Raw genomic sequence first — 17,719 nt, forward strand, 5'->3', positions numbered from 1 at the left:
GTATATGCTATTAGTTTTATCCAAAGGAGCAAAAATGATACTGAAAAATTTGAGTGATATAAAAAATCTTGGCCATAAAGGCCTTGATATATAAGGGTTAAGAAATATGATTAACCCTAAAATTGTAAATTATTACGAGGTGAAGAAATGTGGCAAGATGTACTTATGATAATAGCGATAGGGTTATCTGTATATAGCATATATGATTTTGGTTCTATGATAATTAAAAAGATTATAAATAATACAAAAATATCTAAAAAGATATATAGTTTTAAAGGTAAAATTAGATATTATCCTTTACTTGGATTAATTATATTTATGAGTAATTTAATTGGATTAACCAAAAAAAGTGATGAGGAAATAATTATTAGTAAATATATGTTAAGTGTAATGGTACAGAAACTTTATAGTAAATCTGGAACTTTAAATAAGCTGACTATAGGTATTTTGAGTCTTTTTTTAATAATAAATTTTATTTTAAGTATACTTGTAAAACCTATTATGTATGAAGAAGGAATTGTATGTTATGATGGAAATTTTTTATCATGGGATAAGATAAAATCAATAACTACCGTACAAAATCAGATAGGTAGTAGAAAGTTTATAGTTATTAATACGGCTAATAAAGAAATATACCTTAGAGTAGCTAATAGTGAGAGTAATAAAGTAAAAGAAATAATATTTAATAAAACTGGTATAGTAAATAAGGAAATAGTAACAGAATTTAATTAGGATTGATAATACATACATAAAAGCAATTGTTATATAGATAACAATTGCTTTTGTGCTTAAAAAGTAAAAAAAGGATAAAAAGGAAATGATAAATAAAAATACTCGTAAATACAAAGGTTTTACAAAGGGGGAGAAGTATTTAAAAATAAAATTCAAAAATTACCATGAAAAAGATTGACAAAAAATAAACAATAGAATAAAATAAAGACATAGGAGATGTTAAAAAAATAACAAACACAGTATAAGTTAAATAACTAAAATAAGTAAATAAGTAAAATTCATATATATTTAGGAGGAAATAGAATGATAGTAACAAATGCTCAAGAGTTAACAAAAAGAATTGAAGAATTAAGAAAGGCTCAAAGAGAATTTTCAAAATTTAATCAAGAACAAGTTGATGAAATTTTTAGACAAGCAGCTTTAGCAGCTAACCATAATAGAATTAAATTAGCGAAGATGGCTGTTGAAGAAACAGGAATGGGAATAGTTGAAGACAAAGTAATTAAAAATAACTTTGCAGCTGAATATATATATAATCAATATAAAAACTTAAAAACTTGTGGGGTTTTAGAAGAAGATAAAACAAATGGTATTACTAAAATCGCTGAGCCAATCGGAGTTATTGCAGCAATAGTTCCAACAACAAACCCAACATCAACAGCGATATTTAAGTGTTTAATAGCCTTAAAAACTAGAAATGCAATAATAATATCACCACATCCAAGAGCTAAAAAAGCGACAATTGAAGCAGCTAGAATAGTATTAGATGCAGCGGTAAAAGCTGGAGCTCCAGAAGGAATAATTGGATGGATAGATGAACCATCAGTTGAATTATCACAAAATGTTATGAGAGAGTCAGATATAATTCTTGCAACAGGTGGGCCAGCAATGGTTAAAGCTGCTTACTCATCAGGAAGACCAGCTTTAGGTGTTGGAGCAGGTAATACACCAGCAATTATAGATGAAAGTGCACATATTAAAATGGCTGTAAATTCAATTTTATTATCAAAAACATTTGATAACGGAGTTATTTGTGCATCAGAACAATCAATAATAGTTTTAGAACAAGTTTATAATGAAGTGAGAACTGAATTAGCTGAAAGAGGAGCGTATATCCTTAAAGGTGAAGAAAGAGATAAAGTAAGAAAAGTTATTTTAAATGAAAGAGGCGGCTTAAATGCTGATATAGTTGGACAAACTGCTCATAAGATAGCAACAATGGCTGGTGTTGATGTTCCAGAAACAACTAAAGTATTAGTTGGAGAAGTTACATCTGTTGAATTAGAAGAACCATTCTCTCATGAAAAATTATCTCCAGTTTTAGCTATGTACAAGGCTACTACATTTGAAGAAGCTTTAGATAAGGCTGATAGATTAATTGAATTAGGTGGTATGGGACATACTTCAATCCTTTATACAGATCAAATAATAAATAGAGATAGAGTATTAGTATTTGGCGAAAGAATGAAAACTGCTAGAACTTTAATAAATATGCCAGCAGCTCAAGGGGCAATCGGAGATTTATATAACTTCAAATTAGCACCATCATTAACATTAGGATGCGGTTCTTGGGGTGGAAACTCAGTTTCAGAAAATGTTGGTCCTAAGCATTTAATAAACGTTAAGAGTATAGCTGAAAGGAGAGAAAATATGCTTTGGTTTAGAGTTCCAGAAAAAACTTACTTCAAATACGGATGTTTACCAGTTGCTTTACAAGAATTAGGAGAGATGGGTAAAAAGAAAGCTTTCATAGTAACAGATAGAGTGTTATTTGAATTAGGATATACAAATAAAGTTACTGAAATATTAGAAGCGAATGGAATTCAATATAAAATATTCTCTGATGTTGAGCCAGACCCAACTTTAAGATGTGCTAGAGCTGGAGCAGCAGAAATGACAAGCTTCCAACCAGATGTTGTTATTTCATTAGGTGGTGGATCAGCTATGGATGCTGCAAAGATTATGTGGGTTATGTATGAACATCCAGAAGTTAACTTCCATGATTTGGCTATGACATTTATGGATATCAGAAAGAGAATATACAAATTCCCAACAATGGGACAAAAAGCAATGATGGTTGCTATAGCAACTTCAGCTGGTACTGGATCAGAAGTAACACCGTTCGCAGTAATAACTGATGAAGAAACTGGAGTTAAATATCCATTAGCTGACTATGAATTAACACCTGATATGGCTATAGTTGATGCTGAATTAATGATGACATCACCAAAAGGGTTAACAGCTTGTGCTGGTATAGATGTATTAGTTCATTCAATTGAAGCTTACGTTTCAATTATGGCTTCAGAATATACTAATGGATTAGCGTTAGAAGCAATAAGATTAGTATTTAAATATTTACCAGATGCTTATAACGAGGGAACTACTAATGTTAAAGCTAGAGAAAAGATGGCCCATGCTTCATGTATGGCAGGTATGGCATTTAGTAATGCATTCTTAGGAATTAATCACTCAATGGCTCATAAGCTAGGTGCATTCCATCACTTACCACACGGTATGGCTAATGCTTTAGTTATGAAAGAAGTTATCAAATTTAATGCTACTGATGCACCAACTAAGCAAGCAGCATTTGCTCAATATAAGTATCCAAATGCAGCATGGAGATACGCAAGAATTGCTGATCACTTAGGATTAGGCGGAAATACTGAAGCTGAAAAAGTTGAATTATTATTAAAGGCAATAGACGAATTACAAGCAAAGGTTAATATGCCAAAGACAATTCAAGAAGCTGGAGTAAGTGAAGTTAAATTTATGGAAACATTAGATGAAATGGTAGAGCAAGCATTTGATGATCAATGTACAGGTGCAAATCCAAGATATCCATTAATGAGTGAGTTAAAAGAAATGTATATTACTTCATATTATGGAGAAAAGGCTAATGTTATGGCAGAAGCAGCAGTAGAAAATACAAAGAAAAAAGAAAAGAAACAAAAATAGTACTTTATAAATAATGATGTAAAAAATTTATTACTTTCAATAGGGATCTTAGTAGAAATGCTAAGGTCCTATTTTTATTGTAAAAGAATAGAGGTTACATATAGTAATTAATGAAAGTTATGAAAATAAAGAGAGATTATTCAATGTTAAACAGGAATCTACTATTAAGATAATAGCAGCTTTATGGTATAAATGTAATTGGCTATGTTAAGTGAAGTAAAAGTACTTTACTAATAAAATATTGGACAAGTATTATGTTGTTCGAAAAAATAAAAAGGGGTGGTACAATGAAAAATAAACTTATAGCCGCGATTATATCGATTTGTATAATAGGGGGATTGGGTGCTGCTATTGTATTAGGTTCAAAGGTTGATGATTCAAGCAATTTAGCTGATAAAAAAGTTATTCAAGAGAAAAGTATAGAAGAAAATAATTCGATAGAAAAAGATGATGATAAATCTCAAGAAAACGTAGAGGTTGAAAGCGTAGAAATTACCAATGATAGTGATGTCCAAACTGCAATGATAGAAAATTCGCAGCCAATCCAAAATTATGTAGAAAAAGAAATGGAAGCATCTAATGATGCTATAGAGAATTATACTGAGGAATCCACACAAGTAGTAGAATCAGAGCAGAATAGTATTGAATTCTCTGAACCAAACATTGAAACACAAACTCCAAGCTACTCTTCTGATTTTATGGCTGAAGTAGAAAGTATGATTTTTAATAAAGTGAATGAAGAAAGAAGTAAAAATGGACTTGCTCCACTAGCTTATAATAGTACGATGGAGCGTTATGCAAGAATAAAATCTCAAGATATGGGAGATAGGGGATACTTTGACCATAATAATCCAGAAGGTGAACTTATAACAGCTCAAATGCAAAGGGATGGTGTAAGTTATAGTTCGTGGGGAGAAAATATAGCTTATATAGGTGGCGTTTCTGATGCAGCTACATTAGCTAATCAATTTATGACTAACTGGATGAATTCATCAGGTCATAGAGCTAATATATTATCAACTAATTTTACTTCTATTGGAGTAGGGGTATATAAGATTGGTAATACAGTTTATGCAACACAAGAGTTTTATAGATAGATAAATATTAACTTTAATTATTTAAGGAGCTATACATTTTGTAATAGCTCCTATTTTTTATTATAGATTTTAATATATAATATAAATTATGTTATACTTTTGTGATGATAGGAGTTTAAAATTTTTAATTTAAATAAATTTGAGGTGTTAGAATGAAACCGTTAGCGGATTTAGTTAGGCCAAAAAAGTTAAGTGAGGTTTATGGACAACAACATATATTGGGTGAAAACAAAATTTTAGATAGAATAGTAAAAAGTGGACGTATTTCTAATATGATTTTCTATGGGCCACCAGGTGTTGGGAAAACTACAGTAGCCAATATTATAGCAGAGAAAGCTGGTAAAAGGTTTTATAAATTAAATGCTACAAATGCATCCTTGAAGGATATTCAAGATATAACAAAAGAATTGGATACATTCATGGGGATAAATGGAGTGCTTTTATATTTAGATGAGATACAAAACTTTAATAAGAAGCAACAACAATCCTTATTAGAGTATATAGAGGATGGAAGAATTACCCTTATTGCATCAACAACAGAAAATCCGTATTTTTACATATTTAAAGCGTTGTTGTCTAGATCGACTATCTTTGAATTTAAACCTTTAAGTGAAGAGGATATCAAAAAAGCTATAAATAGAGCTATAGATATTAAAATTAAAGATTATAGCGAAATAAAGTTGGAAGTTACAGATGAGGCGAAGATGTACCTTGCATCATATTGTAATGGTGATGTTAGAAAAGCTTTAAATGGGTTAGAAGTAGCTCTCAATTCTACTAAACCTAATGAAGATAAGGTTATATTAATAGATATTGATGTAGTTAAAGATTCTACACAAAATAAAGTTATATCCTATGATATGGATGGAGATGCTCATTATGATGTTTTAAGTGCTTTTCAGAAATCAATTAGAGGTAGTGATCCAGATGCAGCTATTCATTATTTAGCTAGATTAGTTAAAGCAGGTGATTTGATTTCTATTTGTAGAAGGCTTCAAGTTATAGCATCTGAGGATATAGGGCTTGCTTATCCACAAGCAGCTTTAATTGTAAAATCATTAGTAGATTCAGCAAGGGAGCTAGGTTTTCCAGAAGCCAGAATACCATTAGCTGAAGCAACTATACTTTTGGCAACAAGTCCTAAATCAAATTCGGCGTATTTGGCATTAGATGCTGCACTTAGAGATTTAGAAGATATTACTATAGGGGATATACCTATGCATTTGAAGGATGCTCATTATAGTGGGGCTTCTAAGTTGGGGAGAGGGTTAGAGTATAAATATCCTCATAATTATCCTAAGCATTATGTAGAACAACAATATCTTCCTGATAACATTAAAGATAGAAGCTATTACAAATATGGAGATAATAAATTTGAAAAAGCTACTAAAGATTATTGGAGAGCGATTAAGGAAAAATAATGGCTATAGATTAATAAAATAAGCATTTTTTATATTTAAAATAAAAGTTTTGACAAAAAAAGTATATGAAAAACTTATTATTAATTAAAAATTTAAAAAACTAATTAGTATAGTTGACAAAAGCAGAGTAAGTTAGTATGATATAAATATAAAGCAGAGCAAAAGAGTCAGAATAAGGGGTGAGAAAATGAAACTATCTACAAAAGGAAGATATGGAGTAAAAGCTATGGTAGAACTTGCTATAAACCATGGTAAATCCCCTCTATCAATAAAAACTATTTCTCAGAGACAAGGTATTTCTGAATATTATTTAGAACAACTTTTTTCTCCTTTGAGAAAGGCAAAGCTTATAAATAGTATAAGAGGTGCTCAAGGGGGGTACGTCCTTGGGAGGGAGCCAAAAGACATAAAAGTTTCTGATATAATGTATGTTCTTGAGGGACCTATAGAAATTGCTGATTGTATTGAAGGGGTATCTTGTGATAACATTGATTGTTGTGCTACAAGGCTTTTATGGACAAAGATTAAAAATAGTATAGATGAAGTTATGGAAAACATAACATTACAAGATATAGTAGATGACTACAATAGAATAAAAGAAAAGAATGAAACTTTAGTTTTAAAGAGGAGTGAACAGTAAATGAGAACAGTATATATGGATTATGCGGCTACTACATATGTTAAGCCAGAGGTTTTAGAAGAAATGATGCCATATTTTACTCAAAAATTTGGAAATCCATCATCTTTTTATGGGATTTCAAGAGAAACGAAGATGGCTATAGATAAGGCTAGAGGTCAAGTGGCTAAAGCTCTTAATTGTGATGTTAATGAGGTTTACTTTACAGGAGGTGGATCTGAAGCAGATAACTGGGCGATAAAAGGAATTGCTTCAGCACATAGAAAAAAAGGTAATCATATAATAACTACAAAGATAGAACATCATGCTGTTCTTCACACTTGTGAATATTTAGAGAAAAATGGTTTTGATGTAACATATTTAGATGTAAATGAAGAAGGATTTATAGATTTAGAAGAATTAAAAAATGCAATAACTGATAAAACTATTTTAGTATCAATTATGTTTGCTAATAATGAAATTGGAACTATTCAACCTATAAAGGAAATAGGTCAAATCTGTAGAGAAAGAAAGGTATTCTTCCATACGGATGCAGTTCAAGCAGTAGGAAATATCCCTGTTGATGTTAAAGAAATGAATATAGACTTATTATCTTTAGCAGGACATAAGATATACGGTCCTAAAGGTATAGGTGCATTATACATAAGAAAAGGAATAAAGATTGACAACTTAATCCATGGCGGTGGGCAAGAAAGAGCTAGAAGAGCTGGTACTGAAAATATTGCTTCTGTAGTAGGATTAGGAAAAGCTATAGAGTTAGCAACTGAAGATTTACAATGTCATATGGAGAAATTATCTTCATTAAGAGATAAACTAATAGACGGAATATTAGAAAAAGTTCCATATTCATATTTAAATGGACCAAGAGGAGATAAAAGATTACCTGGTAATGTAAATGTAAGATTTGAATTTATAGAAGGTGAATCTATACTTTTATCTCTAGATTTTGAGGGTGTATGTGCATCAAGTGGAAGTGCTTGTACTTCAGGATCATTAGATCCATCGCATGTATTATTAGCGATAGGATTACCACATGAAAAAGCTCATGGATCATTAAGATTAACTTTAGGAGATGGATCAACAGAAGAGGATGTTGATTATGTTATTGAGGTATTACCTGGAATTATAGAAAGAATTAGAAATATGTCACCATTATGGAGTGATTTTGTGAAGAAGGGAGAAAAATAATATGATATATACAGATAAGGTTATGGACCATTTTAGAAATCCAAGAAATGTAGGAGAAATTGAAGACGCAAATGGTATTGGAGAAGTAGGAAATGCTAAGTGCGGAGATATAATGAGAGTTTACTTAAAGGTTGAAGATAATATAATAAAAGATGTTAAGTTCCAAACTTTTGGCTGTGGATCTGCTATAGCTTCATCTTCAATGGCAACTGAAATGATTAAAGGTAAAACTTTAGAAGAAGCTTGGGAACTTTCAAACAAGGCTGTTGCTGAAGCGTTAGATGGACTTCCACCAGTTAAGATGCACTGTTCAGTGTTAGCTGAAGAAGCTATTCATAAAGCTATAAATGACTACAGAAAAAATGCTGGATTAAGCACAGAAGGATGGGAATTTGAAGAAACAGATCACGATGAATTACATGATGCTGTTCATGGTCATGAATAAAATTTAAGGTGTGAGTTAATGAAAAAGAAAGTAGTTATAGGTATGAGCGGCGGAGTAGATAGTTCCGTTGCTGCTTACCTTTTAAAAGAGCAAGGTTATGATGTTATTGGTGTAACAATGCAAATATGGCAAGAAGATAATGAGTATACAGAGAGAGAAGGTGGATGCTGTTCACTTTCTGCTGTTGATGATGCAAGAAGAGTTGCGGATAAAATAGGTATTCCTTTCTATGTAATGAACTTTAGAGATAGTTTTAAGGAAAAAGTTATTGATTATTTCGTTCAAGAATATATAGATGGAAAGACTCCTAATCCTTGTATAGCTTGTAATAAACATTTGAAATTTGATGAGTTATTAAGAAAAGCAAAAGGGATTGGTGCTGATTATGTAGCAACAGGTCATTATGCAAAGATAGAAGAGAAAGATGGAAGGTATCTTTTAATTCGTTCTGATGATGATAGAAAAGATCAAACATATGCATTATATAATTTTACTCAAGATCAATTAGCACATACATTAATGCCTTGTGGAGAATATACAAAAGACAGAATTAGAGAGATTGCTAAAGAAATCGGATTAGCGGTACATAATAAAAAGGATAGTGAAGAAATATGTTTTATTCCAGACAATAATCACGGACGATATATTTCAGAAGCTAGACCTTTAGAGGTTGTTCCAGGAAATTTTGTTGATAAGAATGGTAATATATTAGGTAAACATAAAGGTATAGTTTATTATACTATAGGTCAAAGAAAAGGGTTAGGAATAGCACTTGGAAGACCGGTTTTTGTAACTGATATAAATCCACAAACTAATGAAGTAGTTCTAGGACCAGAGATAGATATATTTAAAACAGATCTTGTTGCCAAAGATGTTAATTTTATTCCTTTTGATAAATTAGAGGGCGAACTAACTGTTGAAGCGAAGGTTAGATATTCAGGAAGACCAGCAGAAGCCGTTATATCACAATTAGAAGGTAATAGGGTTAAAGTTAGCTTTAAAGATAAACAAAGAGCTATAACTAAAGGTCAATCTGTTGTTTTCTATCAAGGTAATATAGTTGTTGGTGGTGGAATAATAGAAGAGATTCTATAATACATTTAGCTTGTAAGAAGTCATTTTATATGACTTCTTTTTTTATTAGAAAAAATAGCTAGTTGTTAGTAATAATATTATTTAGATAAGGCAATAATAAAAAAATAATATTTAAAAGGAGAAAATCTATGTTTAAAACTAGAGATTTTTATTTGATGAAAGTCTATGATACAAATGGAAAGTATCTAGGGGAAATAAGTGATATAGCTATAGATTTTTATGAGGGCAGTATTATAGGTTTTATTATCTCAAGTTTATCTATTTTTAGTAAAAAGAATTTTATTAAAAAAGAAAGTATACTCTCTTTAGAGGATGTACTTATAGTTTCTTCTATTGAAAGTTATAAAGGTCTAACATTTAATAATATTAAATTTATGGATGTTATAGATAATAAAAATGTTATGAAGGGTGTTTTGGAGGATCTTATAATAGATAAGGATACATTTACTGTTAAAGGTATGATAATAAGCTCTGGAGTTATAGATACAATGTTTAAAGGGAAAGAAATCATTTTATCTAGTGGATGTGTTTTATGCGAAAAATTTATTCTCTATAAAGGGAAGGACTATATTAGGCTTAAAACATTACCTCATAACTTAGGAGGAATAATATCGTGATTAAAAGAAAATATAAATCTATATTAATAAAAATATGTATAGTACTTATTTTTATATTACTTTTATCAATTTATTTTTTTTATGATCCAGTACGTTCTGTTGTAAATTTAATATTAATATCTTTTATTATAGCTTATGCAATAAAGCCTCTAAGAAACTATTTCTGTGATAAGTTTAAAATTTCTAAAAGAATATCATCTTTAATTATAATTATCTTATCCATAGGTTTATTTACTACTATAATATATTTTATAGTTCCTACTATAATTTATGAAAGTGGAAATTTTGGAGTTATGTTAGATAATGTTGAATTGTATTTAATGAATATGGCTAATAAACTTAATTTAAGTGATTTGAGTTTATTTGAAACTGCATACATTCAAATAAATGAAAAAATAAATTTGTTTTTAGCATCTTTATCAGGAAATTTAATAGACAATATAGCTTCTATTTTAGAAAATTTAGTTGGATTTGCTATAGTTCCTGTAGTGGCATATTATTTTTTGGCTGATGGGGAGCTTATATATAACAAATTGTTATTAATATTCCCAACAGATAAAAGGATATTAATTAGAAAAATAAATGGTAATATTGACAAGGTTCTAAGTAGGTATATTATCAGTCAGTTATTATTATCAGGAATTATTGGTGTGCTAACTTTTATAATGTTAATAATCTTAGGAATAAAATTGCCACTTATATTAGCTATACTTAATGCAATAGCTAATATCATCCCTTATTTCGGCCCAATTATAGGGGGAGCTCCTATAGTATTTATAGCATTAATGCAATCACCTACAAAAGCTATATTAGCTCTAATAGGCGCATTTGTAATTCAACAGATTGAAGGAGATTTGCTTGCGCCTAAAATTACTGGGGTATGTATAAATTTTCATCCTATAATCATTATTATATTGCTTATATTAGGTGGTAAAATTGGAGGAGCTGCTGGAATGATCTTAGCTGTTCCTATATTGGTTATAATAAAAGTGATATATGATGATATTAATTATTACTTATTTTAAGGATAAGAATTGACATAATGCTATAAATAAACTATAATTTGCCTAGGAATAAACAAATAAATATAAAAGACGATGAAAAGAATGAGTAGGTATGTAATAAATATAAAGAGAGGAAGTGGTTGGTGCAAACTTCTTATTTATCATATTGAAGCTATCTTGGAGTCTTTATGCTTTAAGTGATGTGCAATTTAGTACATAATTAGGGTGGTACCGCGGAATTCAAGTTTTCGTCCCTTGTTTTTAGGGATGAAGACTTTTTTATTTTATAAAATTATAATAATAGTAAAAATGGAGGAAATTATATGCAATTCATAGGAGCAAATGATTTAAGAGAGCAATTTTTAAAGTTCTTTGAATCTAAAGAACACTTAAGAATGGAAAGTTTTCCATTAGTACCTAAGAACGATAATAGTTTATTATTGATTAATGCTGGTATGGCACCGCTTAAGCCATATTTTACAGGTATACAAACCCCACCAAGTAAGAGAGTAACTACATGTCAAAAGTGTATAAGAACCGGTGATATTGAAAATGTTGGTAAGACATCAAGACACGGTACTTTCTTTGAAATGTTAGGAAATTTCTCCTTTGGAGACTATTTTAAAAATGAAATTATTCCATGGTCATGGGAATTTGTAACTGAAGTTTTAAAGTTACCTAAAGAAAAACTATACGTAACTATTTATTTAGAAGATGATGAAGCTTATGATATTTGGACTTCTAAAACTGATATAGACCCAAATAGAATTTTTAGATTAGGTAAGGATGATAACTTCTGGGAAGTTGGAACTGTTGGACCATGTGGGCCTTGTACTGAAATACATTTTGATAGAGGTGTAGACGTAGCACCAGTTACAAATGTTGAAGATTTCGTAGCTGCATCTGATGCAGATAGAATAGTTGAATTCTGGAACCTAGTATTTATTCAATTTGATAAACAAGAAGATGGAAGCTATGCTCCATTAAAGAATAAAAATATAGATACAGGTATGGGATTAGAAAGAATTGCAACTATAATGCAAGGTGTTGATAACATATTTGAAATAGATACAGTTAAAAATATACTAAATAGAGTATCTAAGCTATCTGGTGTTGAATACGGAAAAGAAAGTAACACTGATGTATCTTTAAGAATTATAACAGATCACGTTAAAGCTGTTACAATGCTTATATCTGATGGTGTTCAACCAAGTAATGAAGGTAGAGGTTATGTTTTAAGAAGATTACTTAGAAGAGCTGCTAGACATGGAAGACTTATCGGAATTAAAGGCTTATTCCTAAAGGAAGTTGTAGATGCTGTAATAGAAAATTACGGTGGATCATATCCTCAACTAGTAGAAAATAAAGAGTATATTACGAAGATAATAACTTTAGAAGAAGAAAGATTTAATGAGACAATTGATGCTGGTATGAATATATTATCAGGTTATATTGCGGAGTTAGAAGAGATAGGAACTAAAGTTTTAAGTGGTGAAAAAGCATTTAAGCTTTATGATACTTATGGATTCCCTATAGAATTAACAGAAGAGATTTTAGAAGAAAAAGAGATGACTGTTGATTCAGAAGAGTTTAAGAAGGAAATGGAAGCTCAAAGAGAAAGAGCTAGAAGTGCAAGAGGCGAAACTTCGTATATGGGAAGTGAAGAAGTTCCAATAAATAAAGTTAAAGCAGATGTAGAAACTGAATTTATTGGATATACTGATACTATAGGAACAGGAAAAGTTGTAGTTCTAGCAACAGATGAAGAGTTTGTTGAAGAATTATCAGAAGGAAATAAAGGTTATATTCTAACAGATAAAACTCCTTTTTATGCAGAAATGGGTGGTCAAATAGGTGACACAGGTATAATAGAAGGAGAAAATGGAACAGCATTAGTTTATAATACTAAGAAAAATGTTGGTGGAAAAACTATTCATTATGTTGAAGTTAAAAATGGAACTATAAAAATTAATGATGTTGTAACTTTAAAGGTTGATAAGGTTAGAAGAAATAGTGTTTGTAAAAACCATACTGCAACTCACATGTTACAAGCAGCTTTAAAGGAAATAGTAGGATCACATATACATCAAGCAGGTTCATATGTTGATAATGAAAGATTAAGATTTGACTTTACTCACTTCCAAGGGTTAACAATTGAAGAAATTGAAAAAGTTGAAGATTTAGTTAATGAAAAGATAATGGAAGTTGATTCTGTATGCACTAAGTTAATGACAATTGACGAAGCTAAAGCATCAGGTGCAACTGCACTGTTTGATGAAAAGTATGGAGATAAGGTAAGAGTTGTATCAGCTGGTGAGTTCTCAAAAGAATTATGTGGTGGTACTCATGTTAGTAATGTTGGGGAGATTGGTTTCTTTAAAATTATATCTGAGACTGGTGTTGCAGCTGGAATAAGAAGAATTGAAGCTTTAACAGGTAAAAATGCTATAAGATATATGGAAGAAAAACAAAGACTATTAAAAGAAGCGTGTTCAACACTAAAATGTAATGAGAAAGATATCTTAAAGAAGATTGCATCGCAAGGAAATGAAATAAAGGAAAAAGATAAGGAAATAGCTGAATTAAAAGCTAAACTAACTTCAGGTGCAGAAGATGATATATTAAATTCTGCAAGAGATATATCTGGAATTAAAGCTATAGCTTATGGATTAGAAGGCGTTGATGGAAATGCTTTAAGAGATTTAGCTGATAAAATTAGAAGTAAGATGAGTAGTGGTGTGGTAATCTTATTAAGTAATGGTGGAGATAAGGTTAATTTAGTGGCTATGGCAACTAAAGATGTATTAGCTAATGGAATCCATTGTGGAAAGATTATAAAAGAAGTTGCAGCTGTTGTTGGTGGCGGCGGTGGAGGAAGACCGGATATGGCTCAAGCTGGTGGTAAGAATCCAAGTAATATTTCACAAGCTATCGAAGTTGCTTACGAAGTAATAGAAAATTTAGTTAAGTAAAATAGTATACTTTTATAAAGTTTTGTTATATAATTAAGTTAACAATATTTGAATAAATAATCTAAAAGTGATAATACTATTAATAGTTGTAAAAAACGTAAGGGGGTGAGCTGCAAATAAGCAGCACAGTATGGAAAACAATCTTGACAGAACAATGCAATTCAACTTAGGTGTTGATAAAGAAGATTTAACAAAGTCTATATTAACAGATGTATATAAGGCATTAAAAGAAAAAGGCTATAATCCTGTAAATCAATTAGTTGGATATTTAATTTCAGGAGACCCTTCTTACATTACAAGTTACAACGGAGCAAGGGCTTTACTTAGAAAGCTTGAAAGAGATGAAATACTAGAAGAAGTAATAAAATCTTATTTAGAAATAAAGTAGAAAGTGCCCGTTAATCGGGCACTTTTAATTTAAGGAGTTTTTAATGAGAATATTAGGGCTAGATGTTGGTTCAAAGACTATAGGAGTAGCTTTAAGTGATCCCCTAGGATGGACAGCACAAGGAATTACAACTATTAGAAGGACAAAAAAAGAACAAGATATAGAAGAAGTTCATAAGATATGTAAGGAATATGGTGTAGAAACTATAGTTATTGGATTACCTAAAAATATGAATGGAACTATAGGAGAGTCTGGGGAGAGAGTTATTGCTCTAGCAGAAGTAATTAAAGAGAAAACTGGCTTGCCTATAGAAATGTGGGATGAAAGACTAACTACTGTTGCTGCACATAGAGCAATGCTAGAAGCAGATCTTTCAAGAGGAAAGAGAAAAAAGATTGTTGATAAGATAGCTGCAATATACATACTTCAAGGTTATCTTGACAAGTTAAGACTTAGTAAATAAAAAAATGACAATACATTAAAATAAAATTTAAAATGATTCAAAGGAGAAAAAAATGGAAAAAGAATTAGAAAACATTAAATTATACGATGAAGATGGAAATGAAATAAACTTAAAGGTAATAGCTTTTTTTGATGTGGTTAATCCAGATAACGATGAGAAATGTGAATATGTTATAGTAGAAGATGAAGCATATCCAGATGAAAATCCATTTGCTTTAAAAGTAACTAAGGATGAAGATGGAGAAGAAGCTTTTGAACTAATAGATAATGAAGTAGAACTAGCAGCTGTAGAAGAAGCATATAATACTATTTTTATTGATGAATAAATATATGAAGAGGTGTTATGATGGGAGGAATAAGTATTAATATAAATGAACTAAAAGAAAATTTAAAGGAAAAGGGATATAAATTAACGCCTCAAAGAAGAGCTATACTTGATATAATAATAGAAAAAGAAGGTCAACATTTAACTGCAGAAGAGATTTATGATGAAGTAAAGAAAAGATGTCCTGATATAGGTTTAGCAACAGTATACAGAACAGTATTACTTTTAGAAGAAGTTAATGTTATATATAAATTAGATTTAAATGATGGATGTAGTAGATATGAATTAGTTCATAGTGATGAGGAGCATAGACATCATCACTTAGTATGCAATAAGTGTAAAAGAGTTTATGAAGTTCAAGATGATTTATTAGAAGAACTTGAAGAAAGAATAGAAAAAACTTATAAATTCAAGATATTAGATCATAGTGTAAAGTTTTTTGGAATTTGTTCAGAGTGTTGCGACTGTAACGAAGACTTAAAATAAGGGGGAACTCTCGCTTAAAAGCGTGATTGATACATATACAAGAAAGAGATGAAGGAGGGGACATATGAAAAACGAAAAAGCTAAAGTTAAGATTATTCCTTTAGGCGGAGTAAACGAGATAGGAAAAAATTTAACAGCTATCGAATACAAAAATGATATTGTTATAATAGATTGTGGCTTAAGATTTCCAGATGAAGATATGTTTGGAATTGATTTAGTTATTCCAGATATAACATATCTTCTTAAAAATAGAGAAAGAGTTACAGGGATTTTTCTAACCCACGGGCACGAAGACCATATAGGAGCATTACCATACTTTTTAAAGCAATTAAATGTACCGGTATATGGAACAAAACTAACTTTAGGGATAGTAGAAACAAAGCTTAAGGAACATGGATTATTAAGCACAACAGAATTGATTAGGGTTAAACCTAGAGATGTCATAAGACTAAATTCTGTTTCAGTAGAATTTATCAAAACAAATCACTCTATAGCAGATTCAGTTGCTATAGCAATTCATACACCACTTGGAGTGGTGCTTCATACAGGAGACTTTAAGGTTGATTATACACCAATTGATGGTGAACCAATGGATTTTGCAAGGTTTGCAGAATTAGGTAAAAAGGGTGTACTTGTAATGATGGCAGACTCAACAAATGTTGAGAGACCTGGATATACTATGTCTGAAAAAGTGGTTGGTGAAAGTTTAGTTAAAATATTTGGTAAAGCTAAAGGAAGAATTATAATAGCAACTTTTGCTTCAAATATCCATAGAATTCAGCAAATAATAGAGGCCGGTAAAATTTACGGCAGAAAAGTTGCTGTTTCTGGAAGAAGTATGGAAAATAATATGCAAGTTGCTATGGATCTTGGTTATATAGATGTAGATAAAGAAACACTTATAGGTATAGATCATATTAACAAATATAATGATAATGAATTAGTTGTTATTACTACAGGAAGTCAAGGCGAGCCGATGTCAGCTCTTTCAAGAATGGCTTCATCAGATCATAGAAAAGTAAATATAAAACAAGGAGATACAGTAATTATATCTGCGACACCTATTCCAGGAAATGAAAAGCTTGTATCTAGAGTTATTAATCAGCTTTTCAAAAACGGTGCAGATGTTATTTATGAATCTTTAGCACAAATTCATGTATCAGGTCATGCTTATCAAGAAGAGTTAAAGTTAATGCAAGCATTAGTAAAACCAAAGTTCTTTATACCAGTTCATGGTGAATATAGACATTTAAAGAAGCATGGAGAGCTTGCTATGTCAGTAGGATTGCCAGAAAACAATCTTATTATTGCTGATATAGGAGATGTAATCGAGGTTACACGAAACTCTATAAAGAAAAATGGATCAGTGGCTGCAGGGCAAGTGTTTGTTGATGGATTAGGCGTTGGTGATGTTGGAAATATAGTTTTAAGAGATAGAAAACATTTATCTCAAGATGGTATTTTAACAGTAGTAGTAACATTATCAAAGGAAAATAAAGCAATTGTTGCAGGACCAGACATTATATCTAGAGGATTTGTTTATGTAAGGGAATCTGAACCATTGATGGATGAAGCGAGAGATATAGTTAAATCTATATTATTAGAGTGTGAAGAAAAGAAGATAAATGATTGGGCTACATTAAAGTCTAGAGTAAGAGATGAACTTAGAAGTTATCTATATGAAAAGACTAAGAGAAAACCGATGATTTTACCAATAATAATGGAAATATAACTGGAAGTTGACAAGAGGTCAAATAGATAGTAGAATAGCTTATAGATTTGGAAATTGGATACATGTGTATCCAATTTTCTTTTTGGGTAAAATATTTATAGGTTTACATTAAAGCAAAGATAATAATTTAAATAATTTGAAGTTACTCTTTTAAAACTTCTGA

At 30.5% G+C, this 17,719-nt stretch carries 16 protein-coding genes and 1 other annotated feature; all 16 genes read left to right on the forward strand.

Translation table 11 applies throughout. From position 1 onward, the window contains the following. Positions 1 to 147 precede the first annotated feature (147 nt). The 16 genes from H8S10_RS00005 to H8S10_RS00080 all read left to right on the forward strand — a co-directional run bounded on the left by H8S10_RS00005 (position 148) and on the right by H8S10_RS00080 (position 17,556). A complete protein-coding gene (locus tag H8S10_RS00005) occupies positions 148 to 732 on the forward strand; it encodes a hypothetical protein (protein ID WP_055263147.1) in 585 nt (194 codons plus the stop codon). 303 nt (positions 733 to 1,035) lie between these two features. Continuing rightward, on the forward strand, positions 1,036 to 3,687 hold the full coding sequence (gene adhE / locus H8S10_RS00010) for a bifunctional acetaldehyde-CoA/alcohol dehydrogenase (protein WP_186837543.1): 2,652 nt from the start codon (positions 1,036 to 1,038) through the stop codon (positions 3,685 to 3,687). Between the two features lie 287 nt (positions 3,688 to 3,974). Next, positions 3,975 to 4,784 (forward strand): CAP domain-containing protein, encoded by an 810-nt coding sequence (locus H8S10_RS00015; protein ID WP_243175802.1) that lies wholly within the window; start codon positions 3,975 to 3,977, stop codon positions 4,782 to 4,784. A 152-nt stretch (positions 4,785 to 4,936) separates the two neighbouring features. Further along, positions 4,937 to 6,205: a replication-associated recombination protein A gene (locus H8S10_RS00020; RefSeq protein WP_186837545.1), complete on the forward strand. Its 1,269-nt coding sequence runs from the start codon at positions 4,937 to 4,939 to the stop codon at positions 6,203 to 6,205. A gap of 187 nt (positions 6,206 to 6,392) precedes the next feature. Beyond that, a complete protein-coding gene (locus tag H8S10_RS00025) occupies positions 6,393 to 6,845 on the forward strand; it encodes an Rrf2 family transcriptional regulator (protein ID WP_055263153.1) in 453 nt (150 codons plus the stop codon). Then, positions 6,846 to 8,030 carry a cysteine desulfurase NifS gene (gene nifS, locus H8S10_RS00030; RefSeq protein WP_055263155.1) on the forward strand — a complete coding sequence of 395 codons (1,185 nt, stop codon included), beginning with the start codon at positions 6,846 to 6,848 and terminating at the stop codon, positions 8,028 to 8,030. A gap of 1 nt (position 8,031) precedes the next feature. Next, complete coding sequence (gene nifU / locus H8S10_RS00035; protein ID WP_042395324.1) at positions 8,032 to 8,475, forward strand: Fe-S cluster assembly scaffold protein NifU; 444 nt, start codon at positions 8,032 to 8,034, stop codon at positions 8,473 to 8,475. Between the two features lie 18 nt (positions 8,476 to 8,493). After that, positions 8,494 to 9,570 (forward strand): tRNA 2-thiouridine(34) synthase MnmA, encoded by a 1,077-nt coding sequence (gene mnmA / locus H8S10_RS00040; RefSeq protein ID WP_186837546.1) that lies wholly within the window; start codon positions 8,494 to 8,496, stop codon positions 9,568 to 9,570. A 128-nt stretch (positions 9,571 to 9,698) separates the two neighbouring features. Beyond that, on the forward strand, positions 9,699 to 10,187 hold the full coding sequence (locus H8S10_RS00045; protein WP_186837547.1) for a PRC-barrel domain-containing protein: 489 nt from the start codon (positions 9,699 to 9,701) through the stop codon (positions 10,185 to 10,187). Continuing rightward, positions 10,184 to 11,212 carry an AI-2E family transporter gene (locus tag H8S10_RS00050; RefSeq protein WP_341379650.1) on the forward strand — a complete coding sequence of 343 codons (1,029 nt, stop codon included), beginning with the start codon at positions 10,184 to 10,186 and terminating at the stop codon, positions 11,210 to 11,212. The genes H8S10_RS00045 and H8S10_RS00050 overlap by 4 nt, the downstream gene beginning before the upstream one ends. 63 nt (positions 11,213 to 11,275) lie before the next feature. Continuing rightward, positions 11,276 to 11,450 (forward strand) — a binding site (T-box leader). Positions 11,451 to 11,514: 64 nt separating this feature from the next. Continuing rightward, positions 11,515 to 14,163, forward strand: a complete 2,649-nt coding sequence (gene alaS, locus H8S10_RS00055) for an alanine--tRNA ligase (protein ID WP_055263163.1) — start codon at positions 11,515 to 11,517, stop codon at positions 14,161 to 14,163. 130 nt (positions 14,164 to 14,293) lie between these two features. Beyond that, positions 14,294 to 14,551, forward strand: a complete 258-nt coding sequence (locus H8S10_RS00060) for an IreB family regulatory phosphoprotein (RefSeq protein WP_032118073.1) — start codon at positions 14,294 to 14,296, stop codon at positions 14,549 to 14,551. Positions 14,552 to 14,594: 43 nt separating this feature from the next. Further along, a complete protein-coding gene (ruvX, locus tag H8S10_RS00065; protein ID WP_055263165.1) occupies positions 14,595 to 15,014 on the forward strand; it encodes a Holliday junction resolvase RuvX in 420 nt (139 codons plus the stop codon). Between the two features lie 52 nt (positions 15,015 to 15,066). Continuing rightward, positions 15,067 to 15,339, forward strand: a complete 273-nt coding sequence (locus tag H8S10_RS00070) for a DUF1292 domain-containing protein (RefSeq protein WP_055263167.1) — start codon at positions 15,067 to 15,069, stop codon at positions 15,337 to 15,339. Positions 15,340 to 15,359: 20 nt separating this feature from the next. Then, entirely contained in the window at positions 15,360 to 15,824 is a 465-nt protein-coding gene (locus tag H8S10_RS00075; protein ID WP_148315727.1) for a Fur family transcriptional regulator, read from the forward strand. A 64-nt stretch (positions 15,825 to 15,888) separates the two neighbouring features. Continuing rightward, the gene (locus tag H8S10_RS00080) at positions 15,889 to 17,556 is read left to right on the forward strand and encodes a ribonuclease J (protein WP_055263171.1); all 1,668 of its coding nucleotides are present in this window, start codon (positions 15,889 to 15,891) and stop codon (positions 17,554 to 17,556) included. The last annotated feature ends 163 nt before the right edge of the window (positions 17,557 to 17,719 follow it).

Source organism: Clostridium sp. NSJ-49, from assembly GCF_014287725.1.
Taxonomy (GTDB): Bacteria; Bacillota; Clostridia; order Clostridiales; family Clostridiaceae; genus Clostridium; species Clostridium disporicum_B.

What these genes read in the sequence shown, in the direction of transcription:
- H8S10_RS00005 (WP_055263147.1), top strand. Translation starts at nt 148, where the DNA reads ATGTGGCAAGATGTACTTATGATAATAGCGATAGGGTTATCTGTATAT.
- adhE (WP_186837543.1), top strand. Translation starts at nt 1,036, where the DNA reads ATGATAGTAACAAATGCTCAAGAGTTAACAAAAAGAATTGAAGAATTA.
- H8S10_RS00015 (WP_243175802.1), top strand. Translation starts at nt 3,975, where the DNA reads ATGAAAAATAAACTTATAGCCGCGATTATATCGATTTGTATAATAGGG.
- H8S10_RS00020 (WP_186837545.1), top strand. Translation starts at nt 4,937, where the DNA reads ATGAAACCGTTAGCGGATTTAGTTAGGCCAAAAAAGTTAAGTGAGGTT.
- H8S10_RS00025 (WP_055263153.1), top strand. Translation starts at nt 6,393, where the DNA reads ATGAAACTATCTACAAAAGGAAGATATGGAGTAAAAGCTATGGTAGAA.
- nifS (WP_055263155.1), top strand. Translation starts at nt 6,846, where the DNA reads ATGAGAACAGTATATATGGATTATGCGGCTACTACATATGTTAAGCCA.
- nifU (WP_042395324.1), top strand. Translation starts at nt 8,032, where the DNA reads ATGATATATACAGATAAGGTTATGGACCATTTTAGAAATCCAAGAAAT.
- mnmA (WP_186837546.1), top strand. Translation starts at nt 8,494, where the DNA reads ATGAAAAAGAAAGTAGTTATAGGTATGAGCGGCGGAGTAGATAGTTCC.
- H8S10_RS00045 (WP_186837547.1), top strand. Translation starts at nt 9,699, where the DNA reads ATGTTTAAAACTAGAGATTTTTATTTGATGAAAGTCTATGATACAAAT.
- alaS (WP_055263163.1), top strand. Translation starts at nt 11,515, where the DNA reads ATGCAATTCATAGGAGCAAATGATTTAAGAGAGCAATTTTTAAAGTTC.
- H8S10_RS00060 (WP_032118073.1), top strand. Translation starts at nt 14,294, where the DNA reads ATGGAAAACAATCTTGACAGAACAATGCAATTCAACTTAGGTGTTGAT.
- ruvX (WP_055263165.1), top strand. Translation starts at nt 14,595, where the DNA reads ATGAGAATATTAGGGCTAGATGTTGGTTCAAAGACTATAGGAGTAGCT.
- H8S10_RS00070 (WP_055263167.1), top strand. Translation starts at nt 15,067, where the DNA reads ATGGAAAAAGAATTAGAAAACATTAAATTATACGATGAAGATGGAAAT.
- H8S10_RS00075 (WP_148315727.1), top strand. Translation starts at nt 15,360, where the DNA reads ATGGGAGGAATAAGTATTAATATAAATGAACTAAAAGAAAATTTAAAG.
- H8S10_RS00080 (WP_055263171.1), top strand. Translation starts at nt 15,889, where the DNA reads ATGAAAAACGAAAAAGCTAAAGTTAAGATTATTCCTTTAGGCGGAGTA.